We start from the raw sequence: 24,764 nt of genomic DNA on the forward strand, positions 1-24,764 counted from the left end.
TAGAGGAATTGCCACAAGATACGATAAGCTAAAACGTAACTATCAAAGCGCTGTTGCTTTAGCTTGTATATTTATATGGTTGCCTCTTTAGCTCAATTTATCGGCTGTAAATGTCAACACACCCTAAGCACTAATATTTGGGCATTAAAAGTATCGCCAAAATTAACAGTTTAGACCGAAGGACTCCAATACTTCGGTCTTTTTGATCATGCCGCAAGCAAGGCTTTTGCTACTACACGGTGTTTGGCCTGAAGTTCATCGACATCAACATTAACCAAGCTTTGATTTTTGACGACCCAATCGCCTTTGACCATGACATGTTCAGCACGGTCAGCACCACAGAGTAGCAAAGCCGCGATCGGATCATGTGAGCCTGAAAAACGTATGTCATCTAATCGGTAAAATGCAAAATCAGCTTGGAAACCTTCAGCAAGTTGTCCTAGGTGTTGCTCACGCCCCAACAGCTGTGCAGAGCCATGTGTTGCCCAGCGCAAGGCAAGTTCAGGTGTAATCTTTTCTGCGCCATATTTTAAGCGCTGCAAGTACATGGCCTGACGCGCTTCAAGGAGTAGGTTTGATGCATCACCTGATGCTGAGCCATCTACGCCTAAACCAATTTTGCTTCCTGCTTGGATTAAATCGAGTGTTGGACAGATACCAGAAGCCAAGCGCATATTGGAATGCGGGCAATGACAAATGCCTACTTTGGCTTGACCTAAACGTCGAATTTCTTCGGTATTAAAATGAATGCCATGTGCCAACCACGTACGTTCATTTAGCCAACCCACACTTTCCAGATAGTCGACGGTGCGCATGCCGAAGTTCTGAAGGCAGAAATGTTCTTCATCTATGGTCTCTGCCAAATGGGTGTGTAAACGCACATCCAGTGCTGCTGCAAGTTTGGCACTTTCACGCATGATGTCTTGTGTCACTGAAAAAGGCGAGCAAGGAGCAAGGGCAATATTCACCATGGCGTCTTCCTGCCGTTGATGATATTTCGATACTAAACGTTCAGAGTCTTTTAAAATGATGTCCATGTCTTGAACGGTATGCTGCGGAGGAAGACCGCCGGCATCTTCACCTAAACTCATCGAACCACGAGTAAGCATCACTCGTATACCTAAGTCTTGTGCTGCATTGACTTGTACATCGATGGCACGGTTTAGTTGATTTGGAAATAAATAATGATGATCCGCAGCAAAGGTACATCCTGACAGTAATAATTCTGCTAAAGCCACTTGAGTCGCCAAGTGTAATTGTTCTGGGTTTAATTTTGCCCAAATTGGGTACAAAGTTTTTAGCCATGGAAATAATGGTGCATTGACCACGGGTGCCCACGCACGTGTCAGGGTTTGGTAAAAATGATGATGGCTATTGATCAGACCTGGGAGCATAACCAAATCTTTTGCATCAAATATTTCGTCATAAGCTTGACGGGGCAGCGCATTTAGCCCAACCAGCTCAATAATTTTTCCTTGAGAAATCAGTACACCACCACGAGCGTCCTGATCATTGGCAGTAAATACCGCAAGCGGATTTTTTATCCATACTATAGTCATAACAAAATCCTGATCAAAGAAATAATGGATTTTGAGCAATTTCCATACCACTGAAATTTAAAAAAATGCAACTTAAAGCTGATTTCAGCAATATTTAGGTTGAATACCTATAATTTTTTTATAAGAAGCATGTATTTATTTAAGAGTAGTTTTTCCTGTTCTAATTTTTAGAAAGAATCTTCAAAAACTTAGCAATAGACCAAACAGCTAAAGCAACTTATTTATTGCATGGCGAACATCAATAAGTGTTGAGGACCTTTGTATTATAAATATGTGATTATTAAATTTAGAAAATAATGCTATTTATAATCAAAACAATTATTTTAAAATATATCCTTCATTTTAAATTGTATCGCATCAAATATATTTTAAACACTGTGGGGAAATAGAATGATTTTTAAATTAAAAGCATTGGTCAAAACGATTTTAGTCTTCTCGACAGTTGGTATGCTGGGTTTGAGTCAATCTTATGCAGCGGAAAAGGCCGCTTTTGTATATTTGGGTCCAACCAGTGACCACGGATGGTCATATTCACATGAACAAGGGCGCATCAAGGCAGACAAAGCTTTAGCTGGAAAATATAAAACCACGTATATCGAAAATGTACCTGAAACTGCCGATGCAGAGCGTGTTATCCGTAACTTGGCACAACAAGGCAACAAAGTCATTTTCGGTACATCCTTTGGTTATATGAACTCGATGGAAAAAGTTGCGAAACAATTTCCTAAAACAGTCTTTATGCACGCAACTGGTTATAAACAAGGGAAAAATTTAGGTGTGTATGAACTTCGAACTTATGAAGGTGCTTATATGCTTGGTGTGGTTGCGGGGCAAAAAACCAATACCAATACCATTGGTGTTGTCGCGTCATTTCCAATTCCCGAAGTCGTTCGAAACATCAATGCCTATACCTTGGGCGCGCAGAGTGTAAACCCGAAGGTCAAAACCAAAGTAATTTGGGCCAATACATGGTTTAACCCGGGTAAGGAACGTGAAGCAGCATTGGCATTAATCGCTCAAAAAGCAGATGTGTTGATGCAAAATACCGATTCACCTGCTGTAGTACAAGCCGCACAACAAAAAGGGGTGTATGCATTTGGCTGGAACTCAGATATGAGTAAATTTGGACCGAAAGCACACCTTGCAGCGGCAGTGCTACATTGGGAAAAAATCTATGAACCTGTGATGAAACAAGTCGCGGCAAATACATGGAAGCCTTCGGCGATCAAATATGGCGTAAAACAAAGTGCTGTAAATATTGAAAATTTTGGCCCAGAAACGACGGCTGCAATGAAAACCAAAGCCATTGCAGTTCGTGATTCATTACGTGCTGGGGCATTACATCCATTTACAGGACCGATTTATAAACAAGATGGCAGTCTACTGGTCGCAAAAGGCAAAACATTGACGGATATCGATTTGTCTAAAATGAACTACTATGTCAAAGGTGTAGATGGGTCACTGCCTAAATAAAAATTTGATAAACACTACATTTTAAAAATTGCAAGTTGCAAGAGAGGCAACTTGCTCTACATAGGTCGAGTGATTATGAGTATTCCCGTAATTGATTTAGCGCAGGCATTGACGCCTTCCTCAGCCAATATCTCGGATGTAGTAGAAAAGTTAAGAGCGGCAGCAACCAGTTCAGGTTTTTTCTATGTAAAAAATCATGGAATATCATCTGCGTTGATTCAACGTCAGTTTGAATTGGCAGCTAAAATCTTTGCATTGCCATTGGGAACCAAACTTAAATATGATCAAAGTTTGAATGATAGCCATCTGGGCTTTGAACAGCTTGCAGCGCAAAAGTCAGACTACAGCGCAAAGCCAGATATTAAGGAAGGTTTCTACTGTGCTAAAAATTACCCTACAGATCATCCCTATGTTTTAGCCAAATATCAGGGTTATGGCATTAATCAATGGCCGAGTGCTGAAGTACCTGAAATGGAACAGTTTTGTCAGGAGTATATAACACAGCTAAATGGCCTAGCACAGCGCATTATGCAACTCTTAGCACTGTCCTTGTCTTTAGATGAAAGCTATTTTGATGACTGTTGTATCGACCCCATGATTACCCTAAAAATGCTCTGTTATCCACCGCATCCTGTCGGTGCAGATGAATATAGCTTTGGCGTTGGAGCACATACTGATTGGGGATCTATCACAATTTTAGCGCAAGATGAATGTGGCGGACTGGAAGTTTGTTTACCAGATGGGACATGGGTTGCAGCGCCACCGATCAAAGATACATTTATTGTCAATTTAGGCGATCTGATCCCACGTTGGAGTAATGACTTGTACAAATCAAATCCACATCGTGTTAGAAATTTATTTTCAAAAGGTCAGTCTCGGTATTCGATTCCATTTTTTTATGGACCGAATTACATGACGCCAATCAATGCCTTACCAGGAACGGTGAAAGATGGTGAAATTTACCGTTATGCACCCTGTACGGCAGGTGAACACATGGAACAAATGTATCAGCAGGCTTATGATTTAAGTCTTGAAGAACAATCTGTATTGGAAAAAATCACTTAATCTCTCATTCTAATTTCTTGGTTTCCTTTTATAGCCCTTCGTTCAGCCCGATAGGGCTTTTTTTATGATCAATATAAAATCGATTTGTTATTAAATAATACTCTTTTAAATAAATTTCATGGATTCGATTTATATATAAATTCACCTTTGTTTTAATCGTGCAATTTTATTTAAAATATATTTTTATTTTAAAATAAATATTGGAACGATATTTGCTAACTATAAACAGAAAATCGCATTTATGCAGAATAATTTTAGTTTTTTATAAATTAGATCAAGTTTTAATATTTTAGGTGGAATGAAATGATGCAACAGAAAAGCTTTGTAACCCGTTTAAAAAAAATGGCACTGGTATTTAGCGCAGCAGGTCTCTGTGGTGCAGGCTTGATGACTCAGCTACACGCCGCAGATAAAGCAGCCTTTGTATACATTGGCCCAACTAGTGATCATGGATGGACCTATTCACATGATCAGGGGCGCATTAAAGCTCAAAAGGCCTTAGCTGGAAAATATACAACCACACATATTGAAAATGTCCCTGAAACCGCCGATGCCGAACGTGTGATCCGAAACTTAGCGCAACAAGGCAATAAAGTCATATTTGGGACGTCTTTTGGTTATATGAACCAAATGGAAAAAGTGGCAAAACAATTTCCAAATACCGTCTTTATGCATGCGACAGGCTATAAACAGGGCAAAAATCTAGGGGTTTATGACGTACGTACTTATGAAGGTGCATACATGCTTGGCGTGGTTGCAGGACAGCAAACGAAAAGCAACATCTTAGGTGTCGTTGGTTCATTTCCAATTCCAGAAGTTATACGCAATATCAATGCTTACACACGTGGCGCACAAAGCGTCAATCCTAAAATTAAAACCAAAGTGATTTGGGTCAATTCATGGTTTAACCCAGGTAAAGAACGTGATGCAGCTCTAGCATTGATTTCTCAAAAAGCTGATGTGTTGATGCAAAACACGGATTCTCCAGCCGTGGTGCAAGCAGCACAACAAAAAGGCGTATATGCCTTTGGTTGGGACTCAGATATGAGCAAGTTTGGACCTAAAGCACAATTGGCGGCTTCAGTGTTGCACTGGGAAAAAATCTATACCCCAGTCATGCAGCAAGTTGCAAATAAAACATGGAAACCAAGTGCAATCTGGTACGGCGTGAAACAAGATGCGGTCAAAATTGAAGCCTTTGCACCATTTTTAGCACCTGCTGTTAAGCAAAAAGCCTTAGGCGTACAAGCAGCAATTCAAACTGGAAAATTACATCCATTTGCAGGCCCTGTATATAAACAAGATGGCAGTTTAGCGCTCGCTCAAGGTAAAAACATGACTGATGCAGATCTTAACAAAATGAATTATTACGTGAAGGGCGTAGAAGGGGTTTTACCTAAATAATTTTGAAACATACAAGCTGTGACCAAAAGTGCATCTCACTTTTGGTCCTATAAATTTACGTTGAAGAGAGCTTAAGTTATGAATGCATTTCAACAAGAACCTGCAAACCCATTCGATCGAGCTGAGCATAAAAATGTCATTCCTCGTCTTGAGCTCATTAATATTTGCAAGAGCTATAACTCACTCAAAGCCAATCATCAAATTCATTTAACGGTTCAGCCCGGTGCAATCCACGCCATTTTGGGAGAAAACGGTGCGGGTAAAAGTACCCTGATGAAGATCATTTATGGGGCAACACGTGCAGATGAAGGCCAAGTCATTTGGAATGGCAAAGAGGTCAATATTGATAGCCCATCAGCTGCAAGAAAGCTGGGTATTGGTATGGTCTATCAGCACTTTTCACTATTTGAAACCTTAACCGTTGCTGAAAATATTCTGTTGGGACTCGATGAAAAAGTAGATTTAAAACAATTGCATGAACGTATCGTTGCCGTGTCTGAACAATATGGATTACGAGTAGACCCGCGTCGTGAAGTCTTTTCTTTGTCGGTGGGTGAACGTCAACGCGTCGAAATTATTCGCTGTTTATTACAAAATCCGTCTTTAATCATTTTAGATGAGCCAACATCGGTACTCACACCTCAGGCGGTCAAACAATTATTTAAGACCTTGAAATTACTCGCTTCTCAAGGCGTATCTATTTTATATATCAGTCATAAATTGCATGAAATTAAAGAACTTTGTGATGAAGCGACGATTTTAAGAAACGGTCTGGTGACAGGACATGTCTATCCAAAAAATCAGTCAACCAGTGACTTAGCTCGTTTAATGATTGGTCGAGATTTGCCAACCTACCAGCATGTGGATTTTTCAGGTCAAAAAGAACAGCTTTTCTCTGTTGATGATTTGAATTACGAATCCGAAGATCCATTTGGAGTATCGCTTAAACATATCCAACTGGATTTGTATGGCGGTGAAATTTTAGGAATTGCAGGTATTTCGGGCAATGGTCAAGCGGAACTACTGTCCTTACTTTCAGGTGAGCAAGTTTCAAAAAAAGGCAGCATTGTTTTTCAAGGTGTCGATATTTCTCTGCAAAGTGCAGGACTGCGCCGTGATCAAGGGTTGGGCTTTGTACCAGAAGAGCGTTTGGGCCGAGGTGCTGTTCCAAATATGACACTGTCACAAAACGGTTTATTAACCGCTTTTCGTAAAGAATTAACCGATTGGGGTCTAATCAATTTTACAAAAATGCGAGCCTTTGCAGAGCAGTGTATTGAAAAGTTTGGCGTCAAAGCTTCAGGTGCTGATGCTGAAGCTCGGTCACTTTCGGGTGGGAATTTACAGAAATTCATTGTCGGACGTGAAATTCTACAAAACCCCAAAGTGCTGATTGTATCGCAACCAACATGGGGCGTTGATGTAGGCGCAGCGATGTTTATTCGACAAACCCTGATCGATCTATCACGACAAGGGGTTGCAATATTGGTGATCTCTGAAGAATTAGAAGAACTGTTTGAGATTAGCGACAGAATTTGTGTACTTGCCGCAGGGCAATTGTCAAAACCGATGAAAACCACGGATACCAATGCCGAGCAAATTGGTCTATTGATGTCGGGTATTTCCAATACTTCAAACTCTACAGAAATGTCTCTGAATCAGGCACATGCCTAGCAATGAAAGGATAAATCCATGCATTTATTAGAACCTAGAGAGCATCCCTCTCAAATGATGAAATGGCTGTCTCCGATTATTGCGCTTTTGGCAATGTTGGTGGTGGGCAGTCTGTTATTTTTAGCCTTAGGTGTTGATCCGCTCAATGCGCTGTATATCTTTTTTATCGAGCCTTTAACCTCGATCTATAGCTTAAGTGAACTTGCGATTAAAGCTTCACCCCTGATTTTAATTGCGTTGGGTTTAGCCATTGGTTTTCGTGCCAAATTATTCAACATCGGGGCCGAAGGTCAGCTGACCATGGGCGCTATTTTTGGTGGCGGAATCGCAATTTTATTTCACGAACAAATGGGGTGGTGGATTTTGCCGCTCATGGTGCTGATGGGGGCAATTGGTGGCGCATTGTGGGGACTCATTCCGGCATTACTCAAAACGCACTTTAATGCTGAAGAAACCCTGACGACGCTCATGATGAATTATGTGGCCTTATTTGTTCTTTTATATCTGGTCAATGGGCCGTGGCGTGATCCTGATGGCATGAATTTTCCACAATCAGTCATGTTCAGTGAGTCTGCGACATTACCCTTAATTTGGGAAGGGACTCGAGTCAATGCATCTATTTTCATTACGATCATTGCCGTGGTGATATTTGGGATTTTTATCCGTAAAAGTTTAACTGCTTACAAACTTGAAGTAAGTGGGCAAGCACCATTGGCCGCGAAATATGCAGGGTTTTCATCTAAAAAGGCCATTTGGCTCAGTTTAGGTTTATCTGGATTGATGGCGGGGATTGCAGGCATCTGTGAAGTTGCAGGGCCTATTGGACAGTTAAATCCAAACATTTCTCCTGGCTATGGTTATGCAGCCATTATTGTGGCGTATTTAGGTCGTTTAAACCCAATTGGAATCGTTCTTTCAGGTTTATTGATGGCACTGATTTATTTGGGCGGGGAAATGGCACAAATGCAGCTGCAACTTCCGGTTGCGATTACAGGTATCTTCCAAGGCTTATTGTTATTTTTCCTTTTAGCTTCAGATGCCTTGATTGAAAACCGCTATCGTTTTGCACCGAAAAAAAATAAAACGCTGACAGATCGTCAAGCGACTACGGCTTAGATTGAGGAGAAATGTATGAGCATTGAAATTACAGCCATTTTAGCTGGCACGATCGCCGCAGCAACGCCACTCATTTTTGCAGGTCTTGGTGAATTAGTCGCAGAACGGACAGGGGTCATAAACCTCGGTGTAGAAGGTATGATGTTGGTTGGTGCTATCGCTGGCTTTGCCTTCGCTGCACAGTACGATGCGAGTGTTGCAAGTGCCTTAATGGTCGGTGGCCTTGCAGGCACATTGATGGCACTGATTTTTGCATTTTTTACCCTCTCTTTAAGTACTAACCAGTCCGCTTGCGGTTTAGCACTCACAATTTTCGGTATCGGAATTTCAGCATTTATAGGACAAAACTACGTGAGCATGGCATTGCCCGGCTTACAGGGTTTAGACATCCCGCTTTTAAGTGAAATACCTGTCTTAGGGCCTATTTTATTTCAGCATAACTATGTTGTGTATTTGTCCATGTTGGCTTTTGTGATTATTTGGTGGGTACTCACAAAAACTCGCCTTGGTCTGCTACTCAAAGCAGTGGGCGAGTCACCAGAAAGTGCGCATGCTATGGGCTATAACGTCTTAGCGATTCGCTACTGTGCGGTTCTTTTTGGTGGTGCTATGGCTGGAGTAGGTGGCGCATTTTTATCAACAGTCTATACGCCGATGTGGATTGAGAACATGGTGGCAGGTCGGGGGTGGATTGCGATTGCATTGGTGGTCTTTGCAACATGGAAACCTACCCGTTTAATGCTCGGAGCTTATCTATTTGGTGGCGTGACGATCCTGCAGTTCCATGCTCAAGCATTAGGTTTAAATGTGCCGAATGAATTGCTTTCTGCACTTCCATATGTGGCAACGATTGCGGTCTTAGTGCTTATTTCTCGTAATAAAAAACATCTAAAACTGAATTTACCAGCTTCACTTGGGAAAACCTTCAGCCCTTAATTTTGGCCGATAACACAATGTTCAAAGGAGCAAATGAATGAAATTACTGAGTGCAGGCCATGTATTAACCATGAATTCGTCCTTAGACTATATTCAAGATGGGGCAGTATTAGTCAACGGCCAAGTGATTCAAGCGATTGGGAAGCGAGAAGATCTTTTAAAGCAGTTTCCAGATGCGATACATGAGCATTATCCCGATGGATTGTTGATGCCAGGTTTAATCAATACACATTGTCATTCGGGCTTACTTCGCGGCACCGCGGAGGGCTTACCTGTTTGGGACTGGTTACAACAATTTATTGATCCCATGCACCGAGTGTTATTACCCGAAGATGCAAAATTGGCTTCTTATTTATGCTATGCCGAAGCACTACTGTCAGGGACGACCACGATTGTTGATATGTGGCGCTATATGGATGGCAGTGCCGAAGTAGCCGAAGACTTAGGGATTCGAGCTGTATTGGTTCCGTATGTCGCAGAACATCCAGACCATAATTATTTTGAAACACTAGAGAGCAATGAAGCGCTGATTCAACGATGGCACATGCGAGCAGAAGGTCGCATTCAGGTCTGGGTGGGGCTAGAACACTTATTTTATGCAGAAGATCAGGCCTTAGGTCGTATCCAAAAAATGTGTCAGGACTATCAAACTGGATTTCATACTCATAGTAATGAAAGTAAGTTTGATGTCGTGGAAAATCTGAAACGTTACGGCATGCGGCCTGTTCAAACCCTTGAAAAATTAGGCATGCTCGATGTGCCAAAATGCTTGCTGGCACATTGTGTATGGTTAGATGATGACGAAATTCAGCTGCTAAAACATTATCACGTTGGGGTCGCACATAACCCCATTTCAAATATGAAACTTGCCTCAGGCGCTGCACCTGTGACTCAATTGCTCAAACAAGGCGTCGCAGTGGGTTTAGGTACAGATGGTGAAAAGGAAAATAACAATTTAGATTTATTTGAGGAAATGAAAACGGCTTCATTATTGGCTAAGTTTTCAAATTTAGATGCAGCGGCTTTAGATTCATGGTCAGTTTGCCAAATGGCGACACGAGATGGAGCGCGTGCATTAGGACTTGAACAGCTAATTGGTTCAATCGAAGTCGGTAAGCAGGCAGATTTAATCGTGGTAAATACCGCTACACCTCGCATGACACCTTTAATAAACCAAGGCAGTTTATTTAATTTACATACAAACTTGGTCCATGCGGTTCAGGGCCAAGATGTCGTGATGACGATGGTTGCAGGAAAAGTTTTGGTCAAAAATGGTCAACTGCTTAATGCAGACTTACAACAATTTATTGACCAAATTAATTTTGCCGCACCTGCATTATTTAAACGTCGTTCTGACTGGCTCAGTTTACGCGGTGCAGCAGTCAATGAGTTGCAAAGAACCTAAAGCTTTCAACACATAAAACATAAAGCCCAAATCAATTTGGGCTTTATGTTTTTTAAATTTTATCGAAGAACAACATGCAGGATTTAAGCACTGATAAAAGAGATGAGTGCTTGGTTAAATGCATCAGGCTGTTCAATGTTTGAAATATGCGATGCATTAATTTCAAATAATTGGCTATTTGCGATGCGTTCTTGCATGAATTGACCATCTACAACTGTAGTTACAGGGTCTTGTTGACCTGCAATAATCAATACCGGTATGCGAATAGACGAGATTTCATTGCGTAAATCCGCTTTAGCCAAAGCTTCACAACAACTTGCATAACCTTCTGGGCTGCCAGCTCCGAGGTCGTTACTCAAAGATTGTACAGTTGCCGTGTTACTTTGGATAAAGGGTTCTGTAAACCATCGTGATGCTGCCGTTTCTGCAATTGGTTTCAGACCTTGTTGACGGACTAACTGTGCACGTTCATTCCAAGCTGATTCTTGCCCAATTTTTGCAGCGGTATTGCATATAATGACATGGTTAAAGCGTTTAGGATGATGTATTGCAAGCCATTGGCCTGTTAAACCACCCATCGATATTCCACAAAATATGGCCTGTTGAATATTTAAATGATCCAATAAATGGATGACATCTGTACCCAATTGATCAAGGCTATAAGGCCCTTGAGGGGCAGAAGATGCACCATGACCACGTGTATCATAACAAATCACAAAATAATCCTGCTGTAGTGCCTCTATCTGAGGCTTCCACATGCTGAACTTTGTGCCTAAAGAATTAGAAAAGACAATCGCAGGTTTGTTGGTATCACCAAAAGTTGCGTAATTAATCAAAGCATCATTGGATATGAATGTAGGCATGTTTTGAATCCTTAATTTTAAAAATCCCCCTAAATCCCCCTATGAGAAGGAGGACTTTTATTGAGGATTAAACACGTTCAATAATCAAAGCGATGCCTTGACCGACACCAATGCACATTGAACAGAGGGCATATTGACCTGAAATTGCCTCAAGCTGATTTAATGCAGTCGTGACTAAACGTGCTCCAGATGCACCTAATGGATGCCCCAAAGCAATAGCGCCACCGTTTGGATTGACATGTTTAGCGCCATCTTCCAAACCTAGTTCACGGGTAACCGCTAAAGCTTGAGCCGCAAAAGCTTCATTCAGCTCGATCACATCCATTTGTTCAAGGCTTAGACCTGTTTGAGCTAATAGCTTTTTGATGGCAGGCGCAGGACCAAAACCCATGATTTTGGGTTCAACACCCACCACCGTTGCTGCAATAATTTTGGCTCGTGGCTTTAACTTAAATCTATTAACAGCATCATCTGAAGCAATCAGTAGTGCAGCCGCACCATCATTGATCCCTGAGGCATTGCCCGCAGTTACCGTCCCATCTGCTTTCACCACAGGTTTGAGTTTTGCTAAACCTTCTGCTGTCGTCGATCCGCGTGGATGCTCATCTGTATCAACTATCAGTGGGTCGCCTTTACGCTGTGGAATGACGACAGGGATGATTTCTTTCTCAAAAAAACCATTGGCTTGTGCAGCAGCTGTACGGCGCTGACTTTCTAAGGCAAAAGCATCTTGATCAGCACGGTTAATATTGAATTGTTCTGCCACATTTTCAGCGGTTTGAGGCATGGTTTCCACGCCATACATTTGTTTGAGGATTGGATTGATAAAACGCCAACCCATGGTGGTGTCTTCTATCTTTTGGCTGCGTCCATAAGCACTTTCCGATTTACCCATAACAAAGGGCGCACGGGACATACTTTCAACACCGCCAGCAATAATTAAGTCTGCTTCATTTGCTTTAATTGCACGGGCTGCCATCGCAATTGCATCAAGTGATGAACCACAAAGTCGGTTCACAGTTGTAGCAGGAACTTGAAAAGGTACACCTGCGAGTAGCGACGACATTCGTGCAACATTACGGTTATCTTCACCGGCTTGGTTCGCACAGCCGTAAATCACGTCATCAACAGACTCCCAAGCAATACTTGGATTTCGCTGCATCAGTGCCTTAATGGGTAAGGCACCTAGGTCGTCGGTACGCACTGCTGCTAAACCGCCCGCATAACGACCGAAAGGGGTGCGGATTGCATCAATAATATAGGCATTTTTCATTTTATAAATCCTAAAAACTCAGCTCCCCCCTTTTTAAAGAGAGGTTGGGAGGGATTTACAGGAAGTTAATTTTTAAATTAATCCTCCCTAAATCCCTCCTTTAATCAAGGAGGGACTTTTTGCTTTATGCTGTCGTATCTATCAGCTTTGCACCGGTCATTGACTGTAATTCGTCAAAGCTCAAGCCCTCGACTTTTTCAATCACTTTCAAACCTTCAACCGTCACATCAATGACGCACAGATCTGTGTAAATACGATCGACACATTGCAGGCCTGTCGCAGGGTATGACAATTCAGCGACAATTTTCGGTTCACCTTTTTTGGTCACATGGTCTGTAGTAATAAAGACTTTTTTCGCCCCAACAGCCAAATCCATTGCGCCACCTACAGCAGGAATCGCATCAGGCGCGCCAGTATGCCAATTTGCTAAGTCACCATTTTGGGCAATCTGAAAAGCGCCTAGTACTGCAATATCTAAATGACCGCCACGCATCATGGCAAAAGAGTCTCCATGGTGAAAAAAGCAGCCACCCGTCTGCATAGTGACAAACTCTTTTCCTGCATTAATTAATTCAGGGTCTTCTTCGCCTTTAGCCGGAGGAGGACCAAAAGCCAAAAGGCCATTTTCTGAATGTAGAAAAACATCTTTGTCCGTTGGTAAATAATTTGAAATTTTGGTGGGTAAGCCAATGCCTAAATTGACATAAGCGCCATCTGGAATATCTTGTGCAACACGTTCTGCAATTTGATCACGGGTTAATTTGGTATAGCTCATGGTTCTTTCCTCACGTGATTTATGCAGATTGCTCAAGCTGTGCAGGTTGAACAGCCACAACATGTTGTACAAAAATGCCAGGGGTAATAATGTGCTCTGGGTCCAATGCACCAAGTTCAACAACTTCAGAAACTTGTGCAATTGTCACATCTGCCGCCATGGCCATAATGGGGCCAAAGTTACGCGCTGATTTGTTGTAAACCAAGTTCCCCCAGCGGTCGCCCTGATGTGCTTTGATTAAAGCAAAATCGGCCTTAATTGGATTTTCGAGAACAAAATCTTTACCTTCATAATTGAGGGTAGGTTTGCCTTCTGCCAACAATGTACCGAAACCTGTTGGTGTATAAATTGGACCCAGACCCATACCTGCCGCTTGAATACGGCAAGCCAAGTTACCTTGTGGTACAAGCTCAAGTTCTATCTTTCCTGCACGGTATAATTCATCGAACACCCAAGAGTCCGATTGGCGAGGGAAAGAACAGATCATTTTACGGACAGCACCAGCTTTGAGTAATTTAGCCAGTCCATAGTCACCATTACCTGCATTGTTATTGACGATGATTAGGTCTTTGATCCCAAGTTCTATCAGTCCATCAATCAGTTCAGCAGGCTGACCAGCCGTACCGAAGCCGCCGATCATAATGGTTGATCCATCCTTAATTTGAGACAGTGCTTCTGTTAAGGAAGCGGTACTTTTATCAATCATGCTACGATCCTTCATCAAGAACGATAAAACTATTTACCTGACTAACCACTTCAGCTATATAAGGCAGATAATCTTTTATTTCAAATGTTTACTAACTTAAAAAGCAGATAAATGGATTTCAATCATGTGTTACACAATTGGAATCCAATCACATCAGCTGTCATCACTACGAATAGAAGAGGGATGACGATTTAAAGCCATGACTTCAATATTCATATAAGGGTAAAGGGGCAATCCTTGTAAAATGTTGTGTAGCTCTTCATTGCTTTCAACATCAAAAATACTGATATTTGAATATTGACCAGTAATGCGCCAGATATGACGCCATTTGCCTTGACGTTGTAGATCTTGTGAATAAGCCTTTTCTACAGCTTTAATTTCATTGGCTTTTTCGACTGGCATATCTAATGGAATATTGACATCCATGCGTACTTGGAAAAGCATTTCTCACTCCTAGCTAAATGTTATTTGCGACGTAAGTCATCAATTTTGTTTTCATCAATTTCAATCCCTAAACCCGCTGTGGTCGGAATCTTGAGTTCGAAATCTTGATATTGAAGTGGGGTTTTTAAAATTTCTTCAGTTAGCAGCAATGGACCAAAAAGCTCTGTGCCATAAGCTAAATTGTCAAATGTAGAAAATGCATGTGCCGATGCAATAGTGCCCACAGGGCCTTCAAGCATGGTTCCACCATATAAATCGATACCCGCAAGTTTGGCGATTTTAGAAACCTCACAGCCTTCGATTAAACCGCCAGACTGTGCAACTTTGACTGCAAAAACAGAGGCAGAATTCTGCCGCGCAAGTTGATATGCCGTTTGCGGCCCCATCAGTGATTCATCTGCCATAATGGCAATATCAAAACGACGAGTTAAACGGCGCATCGCGTCAATGTTATCGATCGCACAAGGCTGCTCAATCAGATCAACACCACCATCTTGTAACAATTGAATGCCTTTAATGGCATCTAGTTCAGACCATGCACGGTTGACATCCACACGAATAGAAATGTCCGAACCTAACGCTTTTTTTATGGCTAATACATGCTCAACGTCAGCTTCAACGGGGCGTGAACCGATTTTAAGTTTGAAAATATTATGTCGTTTTGCCGCAATCATTTTTTGTGCTTCGGCAATGTCTTTTTCTGTATTGCCAGACGCAAGTACCCAAAGAACAGGTAAGCTGTCACGTAAGCGCCCGCCCAATACTTCGCTTAAAGGCAGATTTAAACGCTGCGCCAAAATATCGAGTAGCGCCGTTTGAATGGCACATTTAGCAAAGCGATTGCCGTTAATATTACATTTAATGGCTTGCATGGTTTGAGCAACATTCAAACCAGTGAGGGTTTTCAGTAAAGGACTAAAATAAGTTTCAATATTGGTACGAATGCTTTCAGGGCTTTCTTCACCATAGCCTAGACCGCCAATCGTCGTCGCTTCACCCCAACCAATATAACCATCTTCGGTGGTGATTTTAATCAAAACAAGGGTTTGCGTTTGCATGGTTGCAACAGCCATCTTGTGCGGACGGATTGTTGGGATTTCCACGAGCAGGGTTTCAATCGACTTATACATCTTGCGTATTTCTTATCTATCCAACTATTTATATACCCTAATTTAATGTAATATCTTTAACTAGAGCGATTTTGGTATTTTTAGATACTTAAAAGGTATATAAATGGAATTAAGGCACTTACGTTACTTTGTCACCGTGGTTGAAGAGCAAAGTATTACCAAGGCAGCAGAAAAATTATGTATTGCTCAGCCGCCTTTGAGCCGCCAAATTCAAAAACTTGAAGAAGAACTGGGGATTACCTTGTTTGAGCGTGGTTCTAGACCCGTGAAAACCACAGAAGCAGGTATGTTCTTTTATGAGCATGCTGTGCAGATATTGACGCATACCGCCCAGGCCACAACCATGGCACAGCGAATTAATGCCGTTGATAAAACTGTCCGCATTGGTTATGTCAGTTCGCTTTTATACGCATTATTGCCGCAAATTATTTATCTATTTCGACAACGCAACCCAGATATTCATGTTGAACTAATAGAATGTGGCACACGCGACCAGATTGAAGCCTTAAAAACCGGTCGAATCGATATTGGTTTTGGACGACTTCGCTTAACCGATCCGTCCATTAAACGTGTTTTATTAAGAAAAGAAGCGCTACGTTTAGCTATTCATAAAAACCATCATTTGGCTGAATTTAAAGACAAAGGCATTTATCTTTCTCAAATTTTAGATGAACCAATTTTTGCCTACCCAACAACACCTAAACCGAATTTTTCCACCCTCATTCAATCGATATTTACCGAATTAGGACTTGTACCTAAACATTTAACCGAAGTGCGTGAAATTCATATGGCTTTGGGCTTGGTGGCGTCAGGAGAGGGCATTTCCCTGATTCCTGAAAGTGCCAGTGATATTGGCATGAAAAATTTGATGTACATCCCAATCTTAGATTTGGAAGCCTATAGTCCAATTTCTTTGTCGGTGCGCAATATGGATCATAGTAATTACATTCCAAAGATACTGGATTGCATTCGTGAAGTCTTCGTTGAAGAAAATATCGACTTACACGCCATCGATGCAGATGCATAACTAATCAAGGTTTCATGGTCGATGTAACACAAGATCCACTATTCAGATGATAGGGTCTTATGGAATATCAATCACTTCAGCCCAAAGCATCCTGATAAATACAAGATTGTGCTATTTCAAAAATCTTTTCATCTTCAATATTTAATTGATCGTATTGCTGCATTTTTTGAATCATCCATTCAAAGTCTGAAATTTGTGGCGCTTGGGTCTTGCCAAAATTTTGAATGATGCTTTTGATCCGATGAAAAGCCTCGACGTGAATCTGCTCAGAACAATCAAAACGGATGATGTGATATTGCTTTAACAAAGAAAATATTTCAGAAAAATGCGTTTGTTGAAGCAGATCGTTTTGGGCTTTTTGGATGGCAAGATTGATTGCGTTTAAGGTATTAGGATGTTTTTCTGCCCAATCATGGGTAAAAGCCAAAACTTTATCTGGAATATGATCAATAATATCTTGGCTATTGACGATAATACGACTATAGCCTTGTATTTCAGCTTGCGTATTCCACGGCTCTCCGACACAAAATACATCAATTCGTTGCGTTGATATTGCTTCGACCATATAAGGCGGTGGTAAAGTTGAAAACGTTTGCGTTTGAGCAATTTCTGTGTCTGCAAGTGCCAGCCATTCTCTTAGAATATAATGATGAATCGAATGCTGAAAAACATGCGCCAACTGAATCGTTTGATTCTGTTTTATCGCAGATACGATTTTCTCTGCTGAATTAATTGGTAGATCTAAAGCATGGATCTTTAATTCATAGCACAGCTTTTGACTCAAACTAATATAAGCACAATTAGTACTGAGTGTAAGAGATGTTTGTAAGGGAATGCCGAGATGGTCTTTGCCCGTCACAGATGCTGGCAGCATGGCCGATAAACAGTGCGCTGCATCTAAAAATCCAAAAGCCAGACGGTCGCGTAAACTTGCCCAAGATGGTTCTTGAGTCAGTGAGACATTCAACCCTTGTTCCTTAAAATAACCTTGATGTTCTGCCCAGAGCAAAGCAACACAGTCGAGTAAAGGAATATAGCCCAATTGAATATCTGTTTTTTCAAGCTTTTGCATGGTTTATTCCTTAAATTGAGACTGTAACAGTGCTTGCGCATCAAGCAGCCGACGCGCCATTTCACCCATCGTCATACGGTGACTCATGGCATTTTTTCTCAGCAAATTAAATGCTTGATCTTCGGTTAAACCATGCATTTGTATTAAAAGCACTTTGGCTTTTTCAATATCTTTTCGATCGGCCAATTTGCACTTGGTTTCAGCCAAATCATTCAGCAGTTTTTTATGCTTTTTATATTGTTCAATCGAAATTTCTAAAATGCTATTCAAACGTGCAGGGTCAATACCATCGACAATATATGCCGTGACACCCGCATCAATCGCGCTTCGGATGATTTCAAGACTCGAATTTTTAGTGAACAGAACAGTCGGTAAGTCAAATTGGCTGACACAGCTTTCAATGACATCGCGATGTGGATGATCCATATCCAATAAAATCACATCTGCCTGAATATTTTGCAGATATGACATATTTAAATGATCAATCATGAAACTGGCGACCACATCAAAGTCATGTTGAATTAATGAGGCTTGAATAAATTCAGCGCGTTCTTGATCATCATCAATTAGGGCTATTTTTAGTTTTGGCATGCAAACGCTCAGACAGAGCCAAACAAATACGTATTGAGTTTTCTAAGCAATTTAAATGCCAAATTTTAAGACAATACAAAATATAAATCTGCTTCTAAATTTTAGCTTGGTTATATGCACATTTTAAAATTGAACCATTTCCGTGCACTGATCTTGTGCAGGGCTGAACCACGTTTGAACATTCAGCCGCATCTCTATAGGCATATTGACTATCTATTTACCTTAATTCGCTTATTTTCGGATAGATCGGCGCTCAATGCTTAAATATAGAGATGAAATTTACGATTAAAATAAAAACTTGGCACGTATCGTGCTTAATACTTATTGAGTCAAAGAAGACTCTAAAAATTTGTTAGACGGCCAACGACGTCCGTTCTGATCGACTCTGTTATGTGTTAGCGACATAACCGAGTAATTCATGCGTTCAGTTCAGTCAGGAGAAGGTTATGTCTTCAAATTTAAATGCCAAAAAAGCCACAAAAATAAGTCTATTTAATTTTTCTTCAGCAGCAATGCGGGCCTTCCACATGAGTTGGCTCGCATTCTTTGTTTGCTTCTTTGCATGGTTTGCCTGTGCACCGTTGATGCCAGTGATTGCTGGCGAATTTCACCTCACGAAAGATCAAATTGCCAATATTAATATTGCCGCTGTTGCGATCACGATTTTAGTTCGTCTGATCGTTGGGCCTTTATGTGATAAGTACGGCCCGCGTAAAACCTACACTGCATTATTAATTGTCGGCAGTATCCCAGTCTTTGGTGTGGCCTCTGCGAATAGCTATGAATCCTTTCTTTTCTTCCGCTTGCTGATCGGTGCGATTGGCGCAAGCTTTGTCATCACTCAATACCACACTAGCATTATGTTTGCGCCTAATGTCGTGGGTACAGCCAATGCGGCAACCGCAGGCTGGGGTAATGCAGGCGGAGGTGCAACTCAAGCCTTAATGCCTTTACTGCTTGGCGCACTCGTTATGTTTGGTGTAGAGCAAGCAATGGGCTGGAGAATTGCACTGATTGTACCGGGTGTGATGATGCTGATTGTTGGTGCGCTTTACTGGAAGTTCACACAAGACTGTCCGCAAGGCAACTTTAAAGAACTTCGCGAACAAGGCATCAGTGTTGGCAGTGACAAAAAAGGCGGCTTGGCAATTCTAATGCATGCAGCGCGCAATTACCGTGTATGGATTCTATTTGGCGCTTACGCAGCTTGCTTCGGTATTGAAATCTTTATTCACAACATTGTAGCAATGTACTACGTCGACCACTTCAGCTTTGGATTAAAAGAAGCAGGTATGGCAGCAGGTATTTTTGGTTTGCTTGCACTGTTTGCCCGCGCGCTAGGCGGCATTGTTTCAGACAAAGTCGCGACTAAAAAAGGCTTAGATGGCCGTACCAAAGTGTTATTCGCCATGATTCTGCTCGAAGGGCTGTTTTTAATTCTGTTCTCGCAAATGAGCACGCCAATCTTCGCCATTCTTGCAATGACAGTATTCGCACTCTTCACTCACATGGCGTGCGGCGCAACCTATGCCTTGGTGCCATTCATTGACCGTGATGCTTTAGGCGGCGTGGCAGGCATTATCGGTGCAGGCGGTAACGTAGGTGCAGTGGCTGCAGGCTTCTTGCTTAAAGGCATGCTGGATATTCAAACCACGCTTATGGTGTTGGGCGGTCTAGTGGTTATCGCTGCAAGCTGTGTGCTGATGATCCGCTTCTCTGTAGAGCATAAAGAAAAAGAACAGCGCCTATTTGAACAAGCTGTAAATGAACGAAATTTAGCTGAAGCTCAAAACTAATACTGAAAAGTTGCCTCTAAACATCGCGATTTAGGGGCAAATAAAAAAATCTTGCGGAGAAAGAATATGAAAATCATCATGATTGGACATGGCATGGTTGGCCATAAATTTATCGAATCTGTACTGGAACACGCAGGTGATGATGTTGAATTAACCATTTTGGCTGAAGAGCCGCGTTTAGCCTATGACCGTGTGCATTTAACTGAATATTTCAGCGGTAAATCGGCTAAAGATTTAACCCTATGCCGCAGCGACTTTGCCGATGCATACGGTATAGATTTACGCCTTAGCACCAAAGCGGTTGAAATTGATCAGCGCAATAAAACGGTCACAACCAATCACGGTGATATTCTTTCTTTTGACAAGCTAGTGCTCGCAACAGGTTCATACGCTTTTGTGCCACCAATTCCAGGCAATGAACGTGAAAACTGCTTTGTGTACCGTACCATTGAAGACTTGGATGCCATCCGTGCCGCAAGCTTGAATGCTAAAACAGGTGTGGTGATCGGCGGCGGTTTATTGGGTCTGGAAGCAGCAAAAGCGCTGCGTGATTTAAACTTAGAAACCCATGTTGTTGAATTTGCACCACGCTTAATGGCAGTTCAGATTGATGATCTAGGCGGTAAAGTTTTACGCTCGAAAATTGAAAATCTAGGTGTTAAAGTCCATACGCAAAAAGCAACATCTTGCATTGAAGACGGTGCAAATGCGAAGCATGTAATGAAGTTTGGTGATGGTTCTGAACTGGAAACCGACATCATCTTATTCTCTGCAGGTATCCGTCCACGCGATGAATTAGCGCGCCAAAGTGGTTTAGCCATCGGTGAGCGTGGCGGTATTGTAATTAACGATTATTGCCAAACTTCAAACCCTGACATTTATGCCATTGGTGAATGTGCGCTTTGGCAAAATAAAATTTATGGCCTAGTTGCGCCGGGCTATGACATGGCACGTATTGCAGCAAAGCATGTGATGGAACAAAACTGCACGCTTTTCGCTGGTGCAGACATGAGCACTAAGTTGAAACTGATGGGTGTGGATGTTGCATCTGTAGGCGATGCGCATGCAATGACACCAAATTCTTTAAGCTATTTCTATGCAGATGAAGCAGCTCAGGTTTATAAAAAAATTGTCGTGAATGCAGAGAAAACTAAGCTGCTAGGTGCAGTATTGGTGGGCTGTGCTAAAGAATACAATGACCTGCTGCAAATGATGCTGAATGGCTTAGAAGTTCCAGAAAGCCCAGAAAGCCTAATCATGCCTGGCTATGCACAATCTGCAGGTAAATCGGGCGGAAGCGGTGTCGATCTGTTGCCAGACAGCGCAACGATTTGTTCATGTAACAACGTCTCTAAAGCAGACATTTGTTCAGCCATTGCTGACGGATCGACTTCTTTAGGCGCATTGAAAAAATGCACCAAAGCTGCAACAGCTTGCGGCGGCTGTGCACCATTAGTCACTCAAGTACTTAAATCGGAGCTTCAGCGTCAAGGTGTAACTGTAAATAACCATTTATGTGAACACTTTGCTTATTCACGCCAAGAGCTCTATCACTTGGTACGTGTGAACGAAATCAAAACCTTTGATGACCTGATTCAACAGCATGGCCATGGTTTAGGCTGTGACATCTGTAAACCGACGGCAGCCAATATCCTAGCGTCATGCTGGAATGACTTTGTACTTAAACCAAGCCATGCGGGCCTGCAAGACAGTAATGACTACTACCTCGGCAATATCCAAAAAGATGGTTCATATTCAGTAGTACCGCGTATGGCTGGCGGTGAAGTTACTCCGGACGGATTAATTGCCGTGGGTCAAATTGCTAAAGAATATGGTCTATATACCAAACTTACAGGCGGTCAGCGTGTTGATATGTTTGGTGCACAAGTGCATCAACTGCCTGAAATTTGGGAAAAATTGATTGCTGCTGGTTTTGAGTCTGGCCATGCCTACGGCAAATCACTGCGTACGGTGAAATCTTGTGTCGGCAGTACTTGGTGCCGTTATGGCGTGGACGATTCAGTCGGCTTGGCGATTTTTTTAGAGAACCGCTACAAAGGCCTTCGCTCACCGCACAAACTGAAAATGGCTGTGTCGGGCTGTACCCGTGAATGTGCTGAGGCGCAAAGTAAAGATGTAGGCGTGATTGCGACAGAAAAGGGCTGGAACCTTTATGTATGCGGCAATGGCGGTATGAAGCCACGTCACGCAGAGCTTTTGGCATCAGACTTAGATACGCAAACATTGATCAAATACATTGACCGTTTCTTTATGTTCTACATTCAAACAGCAGACCGTTTGCAGCGTACTTCTGTATGGCGCGACAACATGGAAGGCGGTTTAGATTACCTGAAAGATGTCGTTGTGAATGATTCGCTTGGCGTAGCGGGTGAACTTGAACGCCGTATGAGCCATGTTGTGGGTACATATCAAGATGAATGGCGTACTGCTGTAGAAGATCCTGAAGTACGTAAACGCTTTGTGACTTTCGTGAATGCAAAAGCAGAACAGCAAAATGATCCGCATATTCAGTTTGCATCCGTTCGCGGTCAAATCAGACCCAAAACAGAAGCTGAACGCGATTCGTCACGCATTCCAGTGGTTGAAGCTTAAGAGAATAACGAATTTAAAACTTCTTTTATTTGATTTACATCCTTATTCGGTTTCTCGTTAAAGCGGAAACGAAAGATGGTGAACTAAAAGAAGTTTAAAAAAGGATGAAGAATATGACAATTTTAAAAGAAATGAATGATTTAGACTGGTTTGATGTTTGTGCATTAGAAGATATTACGCCAAATACAGGTGTGGGCGCACTGATTGAAAATCAGCAAATTGCGATATTCCGTGTCGGTGAAGAAAAGCGGGTTTATGCACTGAGCAATCAAGATCCGTTTAGTCAAGCCTATGTTATGTCCCGCGGTATTATTGGTGACTTGCAGGGTGAGCGTGTTGTGGCATCACCCATTTATAAACAGCATTTCAGCCTTGCTACTGGACGCTGCTTAGAAGATAAAGACCAAAAACTCTTGGTTTTTCCAAGCAAAATTGAAAATGGCCGTGTGCTGATTAGTCCAACTGCTCAAAAAACCTATATTACCAATAACGCGCCATCGTCTGAGTTGATGAAACTTGTTTTGGTCGGCAATGGCTTAGCAGGTATGCGTTGCTTAGAAGATCTGCTGGATATGGCGCCAGAGCGTTATGAAATTACGGTCATTGGTGAAGAACCTTGGGGTAATTACAACCGAATTATGCTTTCACCTGTGCTTTCAGGTGATAAAACCATTGAAGATATCATGCTGCATTCACATGCTTGGTATAAAGACAAAAATATCCGTTTTGTAGCAGGTGATGCGGCGGTACGCATAGACCGTCCGCGCAAGCAGGTATACACAGAAAAAGGCTTGGTCATCGATTATGACCGTCTGATTTTAGCGACAGGTTCTAAGCCATTTATTCCGCCTATACCGGGAACTGACTTAAAAGGTGTTCTCAGCTTCCGTGATATTTATGATGTAAACCGCATGCTGGATTACTGTAAATCTAAGCAAAATGCAGTGGTGATTGGCGGCGGTTTACTTGGCCTAGAGGCTGCGTATGGCCTGAAACAGCGTGGCATGAATGTCACAGTACTGCATTTGATGGATCGTATTATGGACCGTCAGTTAGATGAAAAAGCCAGCTTAATGCTCAATCATGCGATTGAACAAAAAGGTATAAAAATCATGACCGCAGCAAATACCCAAGAGTTGATGGGTGAAGATGGCCATGTGACACAATTACGTTTGCAGGATGGCACGGTATTAGCTGCAGATCTTGTCGTGTTTGCAGTCGGTATTCGCCCAAATATTGCATTGGCACAAAGTGCAGGACTGCGCTGCGGCCGCGGTGTGATGGTGAATGACACCATGCAAACCTTTGACCCGAGTATTTATGCGGTGGGTGAATGCATAGAACACCGCAGCCAAACTTTCGGTTTAGTTGAACCGCTTTGGGGACAGGCATTCATTTGTGCATCGCATCTGGCCGAACATGGCAGTTTAACCTTCAAAGCGCCCACGGTTCCGACGCAGTTAAAAGTCAGCGGCTGTGATGTATTTTCAGCTGGCAACTTTGAACCGCAGGATGATTTTGAAGACATTATTTTGAATGATGAAAAGCGTCAGATTTATAAACGCATTATTATTCAAAAAGATAGAGTGATTGGCGCTGTGCTGTTTGGCGATACTGAAGACGGTGCATGGTATGCAGAATTGATTTCAGATCAAACTCCAATTTCAAGCATCCGAAACAAATTGCTGTTTGGTAAGGATTTTGCATTAAAGAAAGCAGGGTGATTCATTATTAATCAAAGAATATAGTCACGACCGCGCAATTTCATTTTTAAGAAATTTGTATTTGCGTAGGTGTTGCCTCACTTTTGAAGGATCAAAAGTGACAAAAATCCTTTGTTGG

The 24,764-nt window shown here is 42.0% G+C and carries 20 protein-coding genes and 1 pseudogene; 12 read left to right on the plus strand and 9 right to left on the minus strand.

Translation table 11 applies throughout. The features are described 5' to 3' along the window. Positions 1-91, plus strand: a pseudogene (locus FTV37_RS13135) (IS5/IS1182 family transposase); the annotation flags it as partial. Positions 92-206: 115 nt separating this feature from the next. Here FTV37_RS13135 and FTV37_RS13140 read toward each other — a convergent pair. Beyond that, on the minus strand, positions 207-1,559 hold the full coding sequence (locus tag FTV37_RS13140; protein WP_180064059.1) for an 8-oxoguanine deaminase: 1,353 nt from the start codon (positions 1,557-1,559) through the stop codon (positions 207-209). A 447-nt stretch (positions 1,560-2,006) separates the two neighbouring features. Here FTV37_RS13140 and FTV37_RS13145 point away from each other — a divergent pair, with 447 nt between their 5' ends. The 7 genes from FTV37_RS13145 to FTV37_RS13175 all read left to right on the plus strand — a co-directional run bounded on the left by FTV37_RS13145 (position 2,007) and on the right by FTV37_RS13175 (position 10,632). Next, positions 2,007-3,032 (plus strand): BMP family ABC transporter substrate-binding protein, encoded by a 1,026-nt coding sequence (locus tag FTV37_RS13145; protein ID WP_257224343.1) that lies wholly within the window; start codon positions 2,007-2,009, stop codon positions 3,030-3,032. A gap of 75 nt (positions 3,033-3,107) precedes the next feature. After that, a complete protein-coding gene (locus FTV37_RS13150; protein WP_180064061.1) occupies positions 3,108-4,097 on the plus strand; it encodes an isopenicillin N synthase family oxygenase in 990 nt (329 codons plus the stop codon). A 303-nt stretch (positions 4,098-4,400) separates the two neighbouring features. Further along, complete coding sequence (locus FTV37_RS13155) at positions 4,401-5,501, plus strand: BMP family ABC transporter substrate-binding protein (protein WP_180064062.1); 1,101 nt, start codon at positions 4,401-4,403, stop codon at positions 5,499-5,501. A 78-nt stretch (positions 5,502-5,579) separates the two neighbouring features. Further along, on the plus strand, positions 5,580-7,175 hold the full coding sequence (locus tag FTV37_RS13160) for an ABC transporter ATP-binding protein (RefSeq protein WP_180064063.1): 1,596 nt from the start codon (positions 5,580-5,582) through the stop codon (positions 7,173-7,175). Between the two features lie 18 nt (positions 7,176-7,193). Then, a complete protein-coding gene (locus FTV37_RS13165; RefSeq protein WP_180041880.1) occupies positions 7,194-8,291 on the plus strand; it encodes an ABC transporter permease in 1,098 nt (365 codons plus the stop codon). A 15-nt stretch (positions 8,292-8,306) separates the two neighbouring features. Then, positions 8,307-9,227 carry an ABC transporter permease gene (locus tag FTV37_RS13170; RefSeq protein ID WP_180064064.1) on the plus strand — a complete coding sequence of 307 codons (921 nt, stop codon included), beginning with the start codon at positions 8,307-8,309 and terminating at the stop codon, positions 9,225-9,227. A gap of 37 nt (positions 9,228-9,264) precedes the next feature. After that, positions 9,265-10,632, plus strand: coding sequence for an amidohydrolase family protein (locus FTV37_RS13175; RefSeq protein WP_180064065.1), 1,368 nt, complete (start codon positions 9,265-9,267; stop codon positions 10,630-10,632). A gap of 83 nt (positions 10,633-10,715) precedes the next feature. Here FTV37_RS13175 and pcaD read toward each other — a convergent pair whose 3' ends face one another. The 6 genes from pcaD to FTV37_RS13205 all read right to left on the minus strand — a co-directional run bounded on the left by pcaD (position 10,716) and on the right by FTV37_RS13205 (position 15,823). Next, positions 10,716-11,495: a 3-oxoadipate enol-lactonase gene (pcaD, locus tag FTV37_RS13180; RefSeq protein WP_180064066.1), complete on the minus strand. Its 780-nt coding sequence runs from the start codon at positions 11,493-11,495 to the stop codon at positions 10,716-10,718. Positions 11,496-11,562: 67 nt separating this feature from the next. Then, positions 11,563-12,768 carry a 3-oxoadipyl-CoA thiolase gene (pcaF, locus tag FTV37_RS13185; protein ID WP_180064067.1) on the minus strand — a complete coding sequence of 402 codons (1,206 nt, stop codon included), beginning with the start codon at positions 12,766-12,768 and terminating at the stop codon, positions 11,563-11,565. A 124-nt stretch (positions 12,769-12,892) separates the two neighbouring features. After that, positions 12,893-13,543 (minus strand): 3-oxoacid CoA-transferase subunit B, encoded by a 651-nt coding sequence (locus tag FTV37_RS13190; protein ID WP_180009434.1) that lies wholly within the window; start codon positions 13,541-13,543, stop codon positions 12,893-12,895. A 19-nt stretch (positions 13,544-13,562) separates the two neighbouring features. Further along, positions 13,563-14,249: a 3-oxoacid CoA-transferase subunit A gene (locus FTV37_RS13195; RefSeq protein WP_078193765.1), complete on the minus strand. Its 687-nt coding sequence runs from the start codon at positions 14,247-14,249 to the stop codon at positions 13,563-13,565. Between the two features lie 153 nt (positions 14,250-14,402). Continuing rightward, the gene (catC, locus tag FTV37_RS13200; protein ID WP_180009435.1) at positions 14,403-14,693 is read right to left on the minus strand and encodes a muconolactone Delta-isomerase; all 291 of its coding nucleotides are present in this window, start codon (positions 14,691-14,693) and stop codon (positions 14,403-14,405) included. 20 nt (positions 14,694-14,713) lie between these two features. Next, complete coding sequence (locus FTV37_RS13205; RefSeq protein ID WP_180064068.1) at positions 14,714-15,823, minus strand: muconate/chloromuconate family cycloisomerase; 1,110 nt, start codon at positions 15,821-15,823, stop codon at positions 14,714-14,716. Positions 15,824-15,926: 103 nt separating this feature from the next. Here FTV37_RS13205 and catM point away from each other — a divergent pair, with 103 nt between their 5' ends. Then, complete coding sequence (catM, locus tag FTV37_RS13210) at positions 15,927-16,850, plus strand: cis,cis-muconate-binding transcription regulator CatM (RefSeq protein ID WP_180059977.1); 924 nt, start codon at positions 15,927-15,929, stop codon at positions 16,848-16,850. Between the two features lie 76 nt (positions 16,851-16,926). On the opposite strand, the gene FTV37_RS13215 is transcribed toward catM, so the two are convergent. Continuing rightward, positions 16,927-17,922 (minus strand): ABC transporter substrate-binding protein, encoded by a 996-nt coding sequence (locus FTV37_RS13215; protein WP_180064069.1) that lies wholly within the window; start codon positions 17,920-17,922, stop codon positions 16,927-16,929. A gap of 3 nt (positions 17,923-17,925) precedes the next feature. Next, positions 17,926-18,513: an ANTAR domain-containing response regulator gene (locus FTV37_RS13220; RefSeq protein WP_078190882.1), complete on the minus strand. Its 588-nt coding sequence runs from the start codon at positions 18,511-18,513 to the stop codon at positions 17,926-17,928. 446 nt (positions 18,514-18,959) lie between these two features. Here FTV37_RS13220 and FTV37_RS13225 point away from each other — a divergent pair, with 446 nt between their 5' ends. From FTV37_RS13225 to nirD, 3 genes are all read left to right on the plus strand, one after another. After that, positions 18,960-20,309 carry an MFS transporter gene (locus FTV37_RS13225; RefSeq protein WP_180064070.1) on the plus strand — a complete coding sequence of 450 codons (1,350 nt, stop codon included), beginning with the start codon at positions 18,960-18,962 and terminating at the stop codon, positions 20,307-20,309. Between the two features lie 66 nt (positions 20,310-20,375). After that, the gene (gene nirB, locus FTV37_RS13230) at positions 20,376-22,922 is read left to right on the plus strand and encodes a nitrite reductase large subunit NirB (protein WP_218947604.1); all 2,547 of its coding nucleotides are present in this window, start codon (positions 20,376-20,378) and stop codon (positions 22,920-22,922) included. A 113-nt stretch (positions 22,923-23,035) separates the two neighbouring features. Continuing rightward, positions 23,036-24,646, plus strand: a complete 1,611-nt coding sequence (nirD, locus tag FTV37_RS13235) for a nitrite reductase small subunit NirD (RefSeq protein WP_180064071.1) — start codon at positions 23,036-23,038, stop codon at positions 24,644-24,646. Positions 24,647-24,764 lie beyond the last annotated feature (118 nt).

Origin of the sequence: Acinetobacter sp. YH16042 (assembly GCF_013417245.1) — a bacterium.
GTDB lineage: Bacteria > Pseudomonadota > Gammaproteobacteria > Pseudomonadales > Moraxellaceae > Acinetobacter > Acinetobacter amyesii.